This window comes from Methanohalobium evestigatum Z-7303, assembly GCF_000196655.1.
Taxonomy (GTDB): Archaea; Halobacteriota; Methanosarcinia; order Methanosarcinales; family Methanosarcinaceae; genus Methanohalobium; species Methanohalobium evestigatum.
The window spans coordinates 617730-631440 of sequence record NC_014253.1 but is presented as its reverse complement, the minus strand read 5'-3'; the positions used below and the strand labels follow the sequence as shown (position 1 = coordinate 631440).

The window sequence follows — 13711 nt, the reverse complement described above, 5'->3', positions numbered from 1 at the left end:
TTTAAACTTCCGAGCCTTTTAAAATAGTTTTTTTATCTTTAGGATTTAGTTTTTCAGTTCGAGCTTTACTTTGTTTATATGTTTTATCTCTACATTGATTAATTATACTAAATGAATTGGGAAATAAGCCTTGTTTGTCATATTTATGTATAACATTTAATTTACTATCATCTAACCATATCGGTTTATAGTATTCAGCTCCTTTATAATAAAAATCATCCCATCCAAAATCATTTAGTGCTATATTTGCTTTATGATTTTTCGCAATTTCTCTCATATATGGATAAACAGGTTCCATACAATAAAATAACCAAGATTCTGGTTCATCAGTATACTTTAGTTTCTCGATTGACTTAATATGTTTTAAAAAATCCAATAATATAGATGGAGTTTGACTGACTTGTAGCAAAAAAGTAAAATCTATAAAGGATCCTATCCAAATATCTTTTCCATGCCATTCATCATTTTTATGTGATCTCTCAAAATTATTTAACTCATCTAATGCTTCTCGGATCAATGGTGTGTATATTTGATCAGTTATAATTAATCCATAATAATTATTTTTAGGTTTTATTTTGTAACTTTTATTATCATATATAATTTTTCCACCCTTAGATAATATATTCAAAGGTTTACTTATTTGATTAAGAGCATGAGATACATCACTTTTAATATCATTCTTTAAATTTAGTTTGGACCAATCAAATGAGGATGGTCTGATTTTTACTGATTTACATTCGATACAAAAACCCATTTTTTTATGTGTAACTAAAATATCTTTTTCGAACTCATTAATATAATAATTTTTAAAAGTAACAAAATTAGGAAGAAAATCCTTCAATTTTTTTTCAACTAAATCTTCAAGATGGTCTCCTTTTATTTTACCAAATTTTTTAATTGTTGAACCTAATTTTTGGTTCAGATAAAGATAGATATTGTCTGCTACTTTATAATCTAATAAAATGATATAATTATCATTAATCTGAACAAAAAGTTTATCCCAAATATCTTCTAATTTTTCTACATCAGAAATTTTTACTGTTAAATCATTTATTAAAAATGATAACTCTTTTGGAAAATCGCTTTTTATGTGCGCATCGTTCATTTCATTTTTTATCGAAGATAATTTTTCAGCAAATTCAAATACGTATTCGATTGAAACACCGTATTTTAATTTGAATTTTTTACTAAATGGTTTTAATATTTCCTTATATATAGGAATAGAGTACCATGGAGGTCTAATATTCTGAACTAATCCAAAATGATTTAATGGGAATAGTCTATAAGTAGGCTTTAATTCTAAAATTCTCATACATTCATACAAAATTTTTTCAAATTCTTCATTAGATATATCCTCTTTATCTCCTGTTCCACATATAGCAAATGAACAGGTCAAAATATCATAAAGTATGGTGGGATAACAATAATTATCAAATGAATGGGTTTTAGTTAAAATAGTTTCAACTTTATAATTGGGAATTAATTTTGGTAATTTTGAATTCAATATAGCATCTTTTAACCAATTCTCAGATGGTACCATCCAATTACTCCTCATTGTTAAATATTAGATGAAAATATAATTTTTAATTCTCCACTCCTGCATTTCCTTTATCAGCAAAATACAGATAATATTATTCATTATCCCCATTTGTCAAATTTATAACTTCACCCAGCACCAGATATGTATTTATAACACACCTGTTGGCAAATTCCTTGGATATCTTTTCATGCTCCCCTTTGTTTGTCAGTTTATATGTCATTTCAAGGTAATTAGCGAGATATCCGATATGGCTGTTAATAAATTCAGCATCTGTATCTGATTTTATATTATCTTCCACATAAGCTATAATCCTATTCACCCAGTTATCTTGACCAACTGGGTGAAGTTTATCATCTAAACCTTCACGTTTTTTATCACGTGGCTCAAAAACAGTGTCGGCAAATTCCTGTAGCACTTTCCTGCATCCGGAAGCTACCTGTCTGTAATCAAATGTTTCTTCGCTTCTGGATAAGTCCTCATAGATTTTTGTAAGGCTTTTTAAAGCTTCAGGGCAGGTTTCATTAAGTTTATTATCAACATGTTTATGGTTTTCATCAAAGATATCCGATTCAATTTTTCCGAATTTGGAATTGTATAATATATTAATGGTTTTATTATGAATTACTATAAAAATGATTTTATACATAATTTTTTTTAATATATAAGGTGATACTGGTATCTGTGGCACATCTATACTTTCATTTGGATTTAAGGATCTGATTAAAAAACTTTTTCTTTTGTAATTATTAATCCATTCCATTAAGTCATAAATACTATATTTTATGTAACCGTATGAATTCCCATATTTTATTATACGGTATGATGGAACTTTTTCATTAGAGTACCCATTTAATTCACAATTAATCCATTTTATTTCATCAGTATCTTCCACTAATTTAGCTAGATGTTTATATTTTATTAAAATACTATTTAAAAAGTGCATTGAATTATCAAGATTGCAATTATGGAGATTTTCTATTGTATCGACTATTTCTTCTGCTCTTTTTATTATTTCATCGTTTTTTGTGACCATATTATCTATTAAATCTTGAACTTACACTTGTTCTGCACCTGCTCCCCCCATCAACAAAATACAGGTGGCACCTGTCTGAATACCAAATGAAGTTAATTCACATTCATTCCCATTTTTTCTAAATATTCTGGAAGTTGGCTTTTTGCCGATGGTAGTGTTGTATATTGCTTATCAACAACGTCGCTAAACCTTGCAAGGACTTTTTTATTTATTTTTTCCTGGTCTTCAAAGATAGCTATAGAATTATATGTAATGCCTTTTTCTCTGTAAAAATGACATGTTATCGTTGCATCTCTGCATTTATCATCATTGTATAAACCAAATACAAATAAAGGTACCTTGTTTTCTACATAACAATCTATAACATATTTACCATCAGGATCATAAACCGGGTCAGTATATTCAAATTTACATTTTTCACCAAAGGTATCCTGCATATATTTTTTAAATTCTTCATAAAAGAGGGTTTTTATGTTGTCTTTTTTTGTGAATGAAGATAAATCTATTATTTTTACTAAACCCTGAATAAATGTAAAATAACAATCCCCGAATTTTTCATCATCAACGTTTAATTTCAATTCACCGTCTTTATTTTTTATATCATGGGTTTTTAAGATAGTATCAAACATATCTTTCCTTTTGCCTTTTTCAAGTTTTTCATCTAAGTCATCATAAGATAGATGCATTAATGTATCGCCTTCATCTGTAAAATACCAATATGGGTAATCATATTTGAGAACTACGTTTAAAAAATCGCCATCATCAAATGTAAATGGTGTGATAACAACAATTCTACTTTTACCTTCGATGATTACCTCGATATCATCGCAAATCGATTTTTTTATTTTATTTACAATGGGCTCCAATTCCAAGGTATCTGACTGATTCATACGCAGTCCTCAAGTAAATTCTGTTAGAGGGCGATTATCTAACTTAAAATTGCATTCCTTTATCATGGTTTGGAAAGCGTCTTCCCAATTATCATATGAATTTGTTACTTCTGCATATCCATCTATTTCATGACCATTTTCTTGGTACTTTTGTGTGGCTTTATGTATGTGGAAGTCTCTGAAGCGGTTATTTTCAATTTTATTTTGATGTGTATGTTTCCCATTATATCTACGTAGTCTGTATATATGTCCTTTTTCGTCTTTATATTGAAGTATTACCGTGAAGTTATAAGGATGATTATCATTAATTCTTATTTTTATTTCAAATTTGTTTCCTGATTCAGATATTAATTCGTATTCCCATCTTTTAGCTTGGTTTTTAAATTTGAGATTTGAATTGATTGAATTGATAGTTTCTGATTTTAGTGGTTTCTCATCTTCAATAAGTTGTTTTATTTCATCATCTGACAAAACCATAAAATCACATCTTTTGACCCTTAATTTCCTGCTCAACCTCCTCGTCTACGAAATAGAGGTGGCAACGATCTGGACAGTACATGCAAAGTTCGTATTTTATCTTCTGTATCATGTCGCAGCAAAAGTCCTCGACGATGCCGTATATATCATGCAGCATTTTACAGAGCTTTTTAATCGTTATACCGTTGTAGAGATGTTCTGCTAGGGATGACAGTATATCATCTACAAGCTTGTCTGCAGAAACGGTTTCTTTCAACTTTGCATCCATAAAATCCGTACCGACTAAATGTCCGTTTTCGTAGTGCTCCACAATCTTTTGTTTTATATTTACAAAGTTGAGATTACCGCATACCGGACATTCGGACTTATGATATGGCATAAAATCCCCCTGTTATTAGTCATCGGTTTTTATTTGTGAATGTTTTTCAGGGACCTTGACTTTAGAATTAGATTTAGATGTTTCATCACTGGATTCATCAGGAAACATTTGTTTTTTCAGCTTGCCCATTATAACTTTATTTATTTCTGGGTCATTTTCTATGATATCTCTTACAATATCAGTGATGTCTTCTTTGTCTTTCTTTTCATAATTAGCAATAAATTCTGAAAGAGCCTGAGAAACAAGGTCAGACATACTGCTGAAATCATTAGAGTTCACTAAATCATCTACTCTTTTTTTTACATAAGGACTTACGGTAGCACAAATAGTATTTTTTTTACGTTTAGATTCAGCAGTCATTATATTACAGTTGTTAGACCATACTTTTAATAATTTTTTATAATAATAACAATACTATTGTTAGTCAAAGCCTTATAAACCGTTTTGTTTTTGTAATTGTATAACAATAGTAAAATTTATAAATTATAATGTCATTATATAACAATTGTAAGACAATGGTTAGGTGATTTGATGTCTGAAACAACAATATGCACACGGTTCCCTAATGGAACTGTAAAAGAAATCGATGAATTAGTCGAGAACAACTACTACAAAAACAGAAGCGATGTTGTCAGAAGTCTTGTTAGAACTTGTTTGATGATTAACAAAAGGAGTGAGATGGATAAAGAAGAGAATGAGGAAGGAGGTGACTGCGATGCAGGCTGCAACCACGATAAACAACCCGCAGCAGTCTGAACAAAGCTGTAACCGTTCAAATTGTCCTTTTTTGAAGACTGTTAGTTACTATCCCGGTGGTAATCGAATAGTCTACAGGTATATCTGCGGCAAGGTCGGCATGATTCCTGGAAGATTGACACGTTGTCCATTGGAGGATGATAACTGATGAAGACTACCAAGAAGTTCAAACCCAGTGCCAAGAACTGTGCGGATGTAGAGTGTCCGCATCTTGAAACAGAGGACATAGTAGCGGGTGACAGAATCAGAAAGAGGAAAATCTGCGGTCTGACGGGCAAAATTCCGGGTAATCAGGAATGCCCAGAGGAGGATTAAAAATGGCTGGTGAAGTTCAACAAAACCAATCCCAATCAACAAATCTGGATTCTATCAGTAAAGAGTCCAGGAAGATTGCTTCACAAATATGCAGTGATGATAAAGATACCCTGGATTACCTTGAACAGTTCGGTAACGAATTCGACAGAAATCTAGCCAGGACTATAAAACTCGTTGCGGGGGTGGAGTGAATGTCCGATACTATCAGATGTCCGGTTTGTGGGTATGATTACGGTATTTCAGTTGAAGACCCATATGCAGACCCGGCTGAATGTCCCGCATGTATAGAAGCTGAGATGGAAGCAGAAGATGAGGCTAAAGCTGAACGTTCACTACCATACCCAGAACAGCTGGAAGCAATGGGGGATTACTGAATGCACTGGGTAGCTGATGTCAACCTTGAATGTCCTTATAACCGGCTTGAGACAAAAGTCACCAAATCTGTTCTGGACAAGGTAGACCTGGAAGATCCGGAGACAATACCGGTACACAAATCCAGTACGGATTATGCACTTTTCGAGCGCTGTCGGTACTGTGAATACGGTATAAGCAGGGCGCATATAAATGGTAAAGGTCAGCTGGAAGGTTACAAAATTTGCAACCAGCTAAATCCAGTGTTCACCAGTGAGCTGCGTTTGGAGGATATAGAACCACCAGAGGAGGCGATTGAACAATGAAGCTGAGACCTGTTTTTAGATGTTTTTCTGTTGAAGATCCTGAAGAAATTGAGGATATCCTGAACAAACCATGGGATTGGTTTGACGAAATCGGTCCGGAAACTGATTGCAACATAAATGTAGCCGGTTATGACGGCTGCAGATTGATAGTTAGAGCTGTTATAAAAGAACCGGAACTGGAACCATTACACGCAAAGAGATGAATAATCAGGAGGTTGCTCAATAATGAAAGGTAGAAATATAATGTGCTGTCCGGTGTGCAGTTCATGTGAAGTGCGGTTCAGAACGAGGTCCAGAGACTACAAGTGCTACAGCTGTCACTGGACCGGGAAACAACCGGACAGCAAGGTCAGCAAATTCCAGCTGGATAAAGGTGCAGCCGTCCAGATATCCGGAACAAATCAGGAGGTTGCACAATGATGGGAAGAAGGGAAGAAATCACAATCATCCCGGAAGATGATTGTGAGATCTATGAAGACTACGGTGGAAATGTACGTGATGAAGATATATCAGTATTTCGCCGTCAAAGCCGTGAAGAGGTGGTGGTACAATGAATGAATTCATACAGTGCTGTCCTGAATGCGGTTCGAGCCAGATCCGTAAGAGAACAAGGATGATGGACTATAGATGTTCAGAGTGTTTGTGGACCGGTACTGACCCTGGTACAAGGATTAGGAAACGCGGTGGTAAAACACCGGTAGCCATCCAGAGAAAGGAGGTAGCCAGATGAGTTCTCAGACCGAGAAGGTATCGCATCCGAAAAAGACCGGATTTACGTACTTCTCCGGTATGAAAACTGTGCCGATAACATTCCAGGAATATGTCGAAGGGTTTGCTGAACACACCGAGAGAAATGTATTTGACAGCTGCATCTACTGCGGAAGATCCGCACAATGTTACCTTGCACAGGTTACAGCTGAATTAAGTGTAATTGGACACTTCGAATGTGAAGAAGGGCACCAGTACAGTAAGCTTGTAGGAAGCAATGAACTGTACGAGGACTTCCAGAAATACGGCGGTAAGAAACTGGTACCCACTACAAAATCAGATGCTATAGCAAGACAGAAAGTGAGAATGAAGAAGGGAGGTAGGAGATGAGTGTGCTACCATTACTGCAGGAACATCTTACCTACCCTTTCCTTTTGCTCGAACCTCCACAAACCAAAGGAGGCAATAACAAGAGGGATTGCATGATATATAAATCTCATTCAAAAAGTGCTGCTGAAGAGGGAGACCCCGGTTACGATGCCCCCGTCTACGTGTCTGATACCTTAACTCCCTACCGTCTCCTCGGAGTTTCAAAACTCCCAGCAGCTGAAACTACAGGATATCATGATTCACATCTTCATGTAAAAGGTGGTGATAAAGCTATACCTGCATTAAAACACCCAGAAATAATAGGAAAAGAATTGAGACATTATCATGAATTTGGTAATGTTTTAGGAATAGCCAGTAAAACACTATCAGGTAAAGATATGGATGGTTATCTGATAGGTGGTATCTGGTTGGTATCTAATAACTGGTATCCGGTTGGTATCGGATACCACCTTGGAGGGATAGATACCCTGATACCCTCTGTAAAGGCTTCACTTTACAAAGAATCATGTAAGAATGGATTAAACAATTAAGAAAGTAAGGGCTGTAGTGCTCAAAAATATTACAGGAGTGTGCTACCATTACTGCAGGAACTATCCACACAAAAAAACAAAAAAACAGACCTGAAGGGATGTCACCTGGAGAGGTGGTATCCGATACCACCCAGATACCACCTAATCACAATCTAAACAATTCTAAAAAGAATGAAAGGATGATGGTTAAGATACCATCTAACAGTTATCTGGCGGACTTTATCAAAAATGAAAAAGAGAAGAATCCGGATTTAACATACAACCAGATTCTTGAGAGGCTCGTCCCCAAAGACATGGACGATCATCTCATGGAACTTTTTGATAATTTCCGGGATTCTGTTCTTCAATCTCTTGCAACTGATTACAGGGGTTCTGATGCATATTACCAGATGGAAGCACTCCGAACACTATTCTTGAAGTATCTGGTGCAGAGACAGAATCCCAAAAATCCGGATAAAATTCTGAAAACACTCGAACCGACACAGACCGATAACGAAAAGGAGGATTAACATAAATGTCAATTTCTGAAACAGAACTACTAACATCTGAAAGACCGAACCCATCGGAACTTTCACAGGAACAACTAATAGAAGTCCTGATAAGGTACTACTGGGACGAACTCACAGAACATCTCAAGGATTATCCGGCGACAAAAAGCATACCTATAGACTACTACAGTCTGGACCATCCGAGATATCCCTTCGCAGATCTGCTGGAAGAAAATCCGGATATATTCCTGTCTTTGTTCCATGATGCAGTCTACAACATGACGCTTCCTGTGGACGTAGGACAGGACGTGGTCCCGAGGATCTACAACTTTCCTGAACAGACCAATATCAGTTCCTTCAGGTCCGACCACCTGATGAAGTTCGTATCAATTCCCGGTGTAGTCAAGAAGGTATCCAAAGTCAAACCGATGATAGTCAATGCAGCCTTCTACTGCATGCGCTGTGAGCACATAACCTACATTCCTCAAACGGGTTCCAAATTCACAGAACCCCACGAGTGCGAGAACGAGGTATGTGGTAGGAAAGGACCGTTCAAAACCCTTGTTGACAAATCCAGCTATAGGGATGTCCAGATAATAGAGATACAGGAAAACCCGGAGGATATCGAGAAATCCCAGCCTGAAACCCTTATCTGCTATGCCTATGACGACATGGTCCAGACCTGCAAACCCGGTGACAAGATCCTGGTAAACGGAGTCCTGCAAAGCAGACAGGAAGAATCAAGCAAGGGTAAAAAACCGTTCTTCAAGTTCCTGCTTGACGTCAACAATATCATAAAACAGGACAAGGATTTCGATGAAATTGAACTGACACCGGAGGACGAAGAACAGGTCCTTGAGTTATCCAGGGACCCGAACATCAAGGACCGTATAGCTGGATCCATGGCCACCAGTATATACGGTTATCAGAACCTCAAAAAGGCCATAGCAGTACAACTGTTTTCCGGAGTTTCCAAAACTCATGAAGACGGTGCATATACAAGAGGTGACATCCACGTCCTTGCAGTTTCAGACCCCGGTATGTCGAAGTCCAAACTGCTGAATTATGCAGCTACACTCTCTCCAAAATCAATCATAACTTCAGGTAAAGGTAACAGTGCAGCTGGACTCACTGCATCAGTCATCAAAAATGACCCGGACATGGACGACCAGTTTGCTCTTGAAGCCGGAGCTCTCCCATTGGCAGATAAAGGTCTCTGCTGCATAGACGAACTCGACAAGATGAGTGAAGAAGACAGGTCCGCACTTCACGATGCAATGGCGCAGCAGAAATTACCCATCAACAAGGCTAACATCCACCTGACATTGTCCACAAGGACAAGTGTTCTGGGAGCTGCCAATCCGAAATATGGACGGTTCGATGAGTATGAATCCCTCTCGAGACAGGTCCAGATGGCTCCGTCTCTGATATCCCGGTTCGACCTGATATTCCTGATGCTTGACAAACCTGATGATGTAAAGGATAGAGAACTCAGCGACCACATAATAGCGACCCATATAAAGAGTTCAGCAAGGCAGAACCTCACAGAGAGCGAGTATCTGCAGATTAAGCAGCAGCTCGAGGAAAAGTCCGACGATTCCGTACTAAGTTTCGACCTGCTTCAAAAATACATCAGCTACGCCAGACACAACGTTGTTCCTGTACTCCCTGTAGAACTCAAAGACCGCATAACCGAGTTCTGGATGAACCTCAGGCACAACAAGGGCGATGATTCGATACCTGTCACACCAAGGAAACTTGAGAGTATAATCCGGGTTTCCGAAGCTTTTGCGAGGATGAGGCTGGATAATAGGGTGAACGAGCAGGACGTCCAGGATGCGATAGACCTGATACAGGAATCACTCAAACAGTCCGCAGTCGACCCGCAGACCGGTAAACTGGATACTGATATCCTGGAAACAGGTACATCCAACTCTCAGAGGTCCAAGATTAAAGATCTCTACTGGGTCATCTACGACCTTGAGGATGCAAACGCACAGATGGGTAGGCAGAAAGGAGTTTCGATTCACGACATCTATGAAGAGGCTCAGAAAGAAGGCATCTCAAACGACCAGGTCGATGAAGCCATCGGACGTATGAGAAAACAGGGCGACCTGATGGAAGTCGACACTGGTACATACATAATATGCTGAGGGGGTTTGTTGAATGATACTAGACCAGCAAGTAATGAGTGATGGAACTATTGTGTGCAATATCGACGGTGAAACAGCACGGATTCAGGACGATGAAGGCGACATAATCGAAATACCGGCAGAGAATCTCAAACTCACACTATCAAAGATGTTCTAAGAGGTGTTTCCATGGACAATACTAAAACAAGTATACTAAAAATCCTGTTTCCGGAAGGAATCCCGGTTGAAATGATAGAATCAATCGATGATATCTGTAGTGATGTGGACCAGCTGATTCAGAAGTGCAGCTGTAACAACATCAATTCTGAAGCAGAGGAACCAAAATCGACTGAAGAATCCGGAACTTCTGACGGACCAGATGAAGTTGAACCTTCTAACCGGGAACCCGAGGATCCTGCTAAACCAGCTGTTACAGATGCAGCTGAACCTAAACCTACTATAGACTTCCAGGAAAGAGAGCCACCTGAAAAACCACAGTGGAAAAAGTTCAGCTACGAAGAGAAAGACGTGAACACCGGAATAATCAAAATCAAAGAGACATCCGGATGCATACTTCACACTACATTCGAGGACCTCACGGACCTGTATCAGCAGCTCCCGGAGAGAACCAGATTCAAAGATATCCCTCTAAAATACCAGAAAGCAAAGGCTATTTTTGAATACTTCAACAGGCATCCAAACTTCGATTGCGAGTACAGCTGGGGAGTTCTCACCAAGAACGATGCTGAATCATTCACGGTAGGAGTGGATACCAGAGCACCGGTCGTAGAGTCCGGAGAATCACAGGGGGTGACTGGTTGATGTCTCTGAAATTAACTCCTGAAGAATACGAACGTTTCCAGAACATGCAGCAAAAGCGCGAAAGTCTCAGCAACCGTGGTCAACAGATTCCGGAATGGAAACAGGAACAACTGTACAGAATGCTGCAGGAAGGAAAGAACAATCGTGAAATCTCCGAGGAACTCGGGATATCCAACAGAACTGTTGTAAAATACAAAGCTGAATGGGGGTTTGTATAATGGCTGTGCAGCTGACATGGGATCAGTACAACACCTCCAGTACTCAGCCGGTGGTTTCAGACAACCAACCGGCCACACCAAAAACACCGGTAACCGGTCCTAAATCCAGAGAACAGCTGCACAAGGAATTCATCAAAATCTTTGATGGACTCTGCCACGCTCACCACAGATGGGAGGTTTGGCAGGACTGGACAGAAGCAGCTGCAATTTCCATCCACAACTCAGTCAACTACGACAGGGAACTGGAAGACCAGTACCTGAAAATAGTCAGCAAATACGAAAGAGAAGAAATGCAGCAGTTCCCAAAACTGCTGTCCTTGGCCACAATGGCACTGGATACCGAGTTCTGTGATTTCCTGGGTACCATTTTCATGGAACTAGAATTACCAAACAAGTTCGGAGGTCAGTTCTTCACACCTTACGAATTGTCTAAATTCGCTGCACAGGTGACTTTTTCAGACTATGATTCTGATACAGATGAAGTAATTGAGTTCAACGAACCTGCAGTTGGAGCCGGGTCATTCGTGATAGCAGTCTGTGAAATGCTGCACGAGAAAGGAGTAAATTTCCAGAACAGGCTGAAAGTCACAGCACAGGATTCGGATTACATGGTATTCTGCATGGCTTACACCCAGCTGTCACTGATAGGTTGTCCTGCTCAACTGGTCCATGGAAATACTCTGAAACTGGAAAATAAACAGACATGGTACACTCCTATGTGGTATCTCAGGGGGTTCAACTGATGCGGGTTATCTACCAGCCCAGAGGAAGAGCAGGGGAGTATTGCTCCTTTGCTCTCAACATCTACAGAGGGTGCAGTCACGGCTGCAAGTACTGCTACGCTCCAGCTGCAACCCGTACTTCTCGTAGAGATTTCCAGAACCCTGTACCAAGGAAAGATATAATCAGGCACCTAAAGAACGATGCAGAGAAAAATGGATACTGGATTGATAAAGTGCTGCTCTCTTTTATATCGGATCCGTATCAACCGATTGAAAGGGAGCTGGGATTAACCAGACAGGCTATTGAAATCCTGAATGAGAACAATATACCTGTCCGGATTCTCACCAAGTCCAACCTGTTTCTGAGGGACTTTGACGTACTGAAAGGCCATCCTGAGAACGAAGTAGGTATGACTCTGGCAGTCAGGGACGAATCCCTGAGGAGACAATGGGAGCCCAATGCACCGAAGTATTTCGACCGGTTCATGGCTCTCAAAGAAGCACATCACAGAGGTATCTACACCTGGGTTTCCTTGGAACCTGTAATCTATCCTACTGAAACTTTCCAGATCATAGACGATACCCATGAGTTTGTGGACCACTACAAGGTTGGTAAGCTGAATTACTGGAAATCAGATGTTGATTGGGTGGAATTCAGAAACAGCGTTTCTAACTACTTGCAGCTGAAGAGCTGCAGCTACTACATCAAACAGGACCTTTTGGAGGCTAATCAATGACTGCAGGAACTAACCTTACTACAATAAAAAATGCACTTACAGAACTCTTTGAAAAAATGCCAGTATGGGTACAGGAATCAAAGGACATGTTAAACGACCTTGAAAACAGGTACAACGTAGAAAAACTCGAGTGGGAGTCGGATGTTGGATTCAGGTTCAAAAGGAACGGCAGATGGTCCAGATCATGGGAAGAAGGTATTGATGATTTCGAAGGAGAATACCACAACAAGGAATCCAAAGAATTTGCTCTGAAGTACTGGAGTGCACTGTTTCACGTAAATGAGTGTATTGACAGCTTGATGCAAAATTATGGTCTGGACCCTGATGACCATGATGGATATGATATGCGGTTCCTTTCTGACAATTTCATAATCAGGTTACCGGTTTATGCCAGAGGTTTCCAGGATGTTCAGGTAGAGCTGATTGACGAGACAAAATGGGACCCGGCACATTATGCCATGGACGAAATCAGTCATATGATTTTCAGAAAGGAAAGGGAGCTTTTCCATCTCAAATACATGAAACATCAGCTGGAAGGGGAGGTTCTGTAATGACATTCAAAGTAATTCTGAACAACAAATCAGGCGGTCTTGCAATGAACGGAGAGGATTTGCTCCATATACTACCGCCAGAAATCCAGGAATCAATTGAAAATAGCGATGATGAAGAAGTACAGCAACACTTTGCAAGAAGTAATATTGTCTATCTTACAGCAAATCAGGATGTTGTTGATTGTACTAACTTTACCAGAGACGAATTGACAGCAGAATTGGAAAAATGTACTGAACGGGTATTTGGTGAATCATCGGAGGTCTGAATAATGTACGATAGAAAAATAGACACAGACAGTTATGAGAAATTATAGTTTGATACGTAGCTCTTTATACTCAAACAGCA

26 protein-coding genes are annotated in these 13711 nt (G+C 39.0%); 20 read left to right on the top strand and 6 right to left on the bottom strand.

Going from position 1 to position 13711, the window contains the following annotated elements; genetic code table 11:
• Position 1: 1 nt before the first annotated feature.
• The 6 genes from METEV_RS03290 to METEV_RS03265 all read right to left on the bottom strand — a co-directional run bounded on the left by METEV_RS03290 (position 2) and on the right by METEV_RS03265 (position 4679).
• On the bottom strand, positions 2–1540 hold the full coding sequence (locus METEV_RS03290) for a hypothetical protein (protein ID WP_013194141.1): 1539 nt from the start codon (positions 1538–1540) through the stop codon (positions 2–4).
• 91 nt (positions 1541–1631) lie between these two features.
• A complete protein-coding gene (locus METEV_RS03285; RefSeq protein WP_013194140.1) occupies positions 1632–2573 on the bottom strand; it encodes an AbiTii domain-containing protein in 942 nt (313 codons plus the stop codon).
• Between the two features lie 92 nt (positions 2574–2665).
• Positions 2666–3463 (bottom strand): DUF1828 domain-containing protein, encoded by a 798-nt coding sequence (locus METEV_RS03280; protein ID WP_013194139.1) that lies wholly within the window; start codon positions 3461–3463, stop codon positions 2666–2668.
• Positions 3464–3472: 9 nt separating this feature from the next.
• Positions 3473–3940 carry a DUF6978 family protein gene (locus METEV_RS03275; RefSeq protein ID WP_013194138.1) on the bottom strand — a complete coding sequence of 156 codons (468 nt, stop codon included), beginning with the start codon at positions 3938–3940 and terminating at the stop codon, positions 3473–3475.
• A 4-nt stretch (positions 3941–3944) separates the two neighbouring features.
• The gene (locus METEV_RS03270; protein WP_013194137.1) at positions 3945–4319 is read right to left on the bottom strand and encodes a hypothetical protein; all 375 of its coding nucleotides are present in this window, start codon (positions 4317–4319) and stop codon (positions 3945–3947) included.
• Between the two features lie 15 nt (positions 4320–4334).
• Positions 4335–4679 carry a hypothetical protein gene (locus tag METEV_RS03265; protein ID WP_013194136.1) on the bottom strand — a complete coding sequence of 115 codons (345 nt, stop codon included), beginning with the start codon at positions 4677–4679 and terminating at the stop codon, positions 4335–4337.
• Positions 4680–4850: 171 nt separating this feature from the next.
• Between METEV_RS03265 and METEV_RS03260 the strand changes: the two genes are divergently transcribed.
• The 20 genes from METEV_RS03260 to METEV_RS03180 all read left to right on the top strand — a co-directional run bounded on the left by METEV_RS03260 (position 4851) and on the right by METEV_RS03180 (position 13631).
• On the top strand, positions 4851–5075 hold the full coding sequence (locus METEV_RS03260) for a ribbon-helix-helix domain-containing protein (protein WP_013194135.1): 225 nt from the start codon (positions 4851–4853) through the stop codon (positions 5073–5075).
• Positions 5076–5222: 147 nt separating this feature from the next.
• On the top strand, positions 5223–5390 hold the full coding sequence (locus METEV_RS12275; protein WP_013194134.1) for a hypothetical protein: 168 nt from the start codon (positions 5223–5225) through the stop codon (positions 5388–5390).
• A 2-nt stretch (positions 5391–5392) separates the two neighbouring features.
• The gene (locus tag METEV_RS03255; RefSeq protein ID WP_013194133.1) at positions 5393–5581 is read left to right on the top strand and encodes a hypothetical protein; all 189 of its coding nucleotides are present in this window, start codon (positions 5393–5395) and stop codon (positions 5579–5581) included.
• Entirely contained in the window at positions 5582–5764 is a 183-nt protein-coding gene (locus METEV_RS03250; RefSeq protein WP_013194132.1) for a hypothetical protein, read from the top strand.
• Positions 5765–6067 carry a hypothetical protein gene (locus METEV_RS03245; protein ID WP_013194131.1) on the top strand — a complete coding sequence of 101 codons (303 nt, stop codon included), beginning with the start codon at positions 5765–5767 and terminating at the stop codon, positions 6065–6067.
• Positions 6064–6270 (top strand): hypothetical protein, encoded by a 207-nt coding sequence (locus METEV_RS03240; RefSeq protein WP_013194130.1) that lies wholly within the window; start codon positions 6064–6066, stop codon positions 6268–6270. The genes METEV_RS03245 and METEV_RS03240 overlap by 4 nt, the downstream gene beginning before the upstream one ends.
• A gap of 22 nt (positions 6271–6292) precedes the next feature.
• Positions 6293–6487: a hypothetical protein gene (locus tag METEV_RS03235; RefSeq protein WP_013194129.1), complete on the top strand. Its 195-nt coding sequence runs from the start codon at positions 6293–6295 to the stop codon at positions 6485–6487.
• Complete coding sequence (locus METEV_RS12270; protein ID WP_013194128.1) at positions 6484–6621, top strand: hypothetical protein; 138 nt, start codon at positions 6484–6486, stop codon at positions 6619–6621. Before METEV_RS03235 ends, METEV_RS12270 begins: the two co-directional genes overlap by 4 nt.
• Complete coding sequence (locus tag METEV_RS03230) at positions 6618–6797, top strand: hypothetical protein (protein WP_013194127.1); 180 nt, start codon at positions 6618–6620, stop codon at positions 6795–6797. Before METEV_RS12270 ends, METEV_RS03230 begins: the two co-directional genes overlap by 4 nt.
• Entirely contained in the window at positions 6794–7165 is a 372-nt protein-coding gene (locus METEV_RS03225) for a hypothetical protein (RefSeq protein ID WP_013194126.1), read from the top strand. Before METEV_RS03230 ends, METEV_RS03225 begins: the two co-directional genes overlap by 4 nt.
• Positions 7162–7695 carry a hypothetical protein gene (locus METEV_RS03220; protein WP_013194125.1) on the top strand — a complete coding sequence of 178 codons (534 nt, stop codon included), beginning with the start codon at positions 7162–7164 and terminating at the stop codon, positions 7693–7695. The genes METEV_RS03225 and METEV_RS03220 overlap by 4 nt, the downstream gene beginning before the upstream one ends.
• Positions 7696–7793: 98 nt before the next feature.
• Complete coding sequence (locus METEV_RS03215; protein WP_013194124.1) at positions 7794–8204, top strand: hypothetical protein; 411 nt, start codon at positions 7794–7796, stop codon at positions 8202–8204.
• Between the two features lie 5 nt (positions 8205–8209).
• Positions 8210–10336, top strand: coding sequence for a minichromosome maintenance protein MCM (locus METEV_RS12640; RefSeq protein ID WP_013194123.1), 2127 nt, complete (start codon positions 8210–8212; stop codon positions 10334–10336).
• A gap of 13 nt (positions 10337–10349) precedes the next feature.
• Positions 10350–10493: a hypothetical protein gene (locus tag METEV_RS12265; protein WP_013194122.1), complete on the top strand. Its 144-nt coding sequence runs from the start codon at positions 10350–10352 to the stop codon at positions 10491–10493.
• Between the two features lie 11 nt (positions 10494–10504).
• Positions 10505–11137, top strand: coding sequence for a hypothetical protein (locus tag METEV_RS03205; RefSeq protein WP_013194121.1), 633 nt, complete (start codon positions 10505–10507; stop codon positions 11135–11137).
• Positions 11137–11355, top strand: coding sequence for a LuxR C-terminal-related transcriptional regulator (locus METEV_RS03200; RefSeq protein WP_013194120.1), 219 nt, complete (start codon positions 11137–11139; stop codon positions 11353–11355). The genes METEV_RS03205 and METEV_RS03200 overlap by 1 nt, the downstream gene beginning before the upstream one ends.
• A complete protein-coding gene (locus tag METEV_RS03195; protein WP_013194119.1) occupies positions 11355–12098 on the top strand; it encodes an N-6 DNA methylase in 744 nt (247 codons plus the stop codon). Before METEV_RS03200 ends, METEV_RS03195 begins: the two co-directional genes overlap by 1 nt.
• Entirely contained in the window at positions 12098–12814 is a 717-nt protein-coding gene (locus METEV_RS03190) for an SPL family radical SAM protein (protein WP_013194118.1), read from the top strand. The genes METEV_RS03195 and METEV_RS03190 overlap by 1 nt, the downstream gene beginning before the upstream one ends.
• Positions 12811–13365, top strand: a complete 555-nt coding sequence (locus METEV_RS03185) for a hypothetical protein (protein WP_013194117.1) — start codon at positions 12811–12813, stop codon at positions 13363–13365. The genes METEV_RS03190 and METEV_RS03185 overlap by 4 nt, the downstream gene beginning before the upstream one ends.
• Positions 13365–13631, top strand: a complete 267-nt coding sequence (locus METEV_RS03180; RefSeq protein ID WP_013194116.1) for a hypothetical protein — start codon at positions 13365–13367, stop codon at positions 13629–13631. The genes METEV_RS03185 and METEV_RS03180 overlap by 1 nt, the downstream gene beginning before the upstream one ends.
• Positions 13632–13711: the final 80 nt, after the last annotated feature.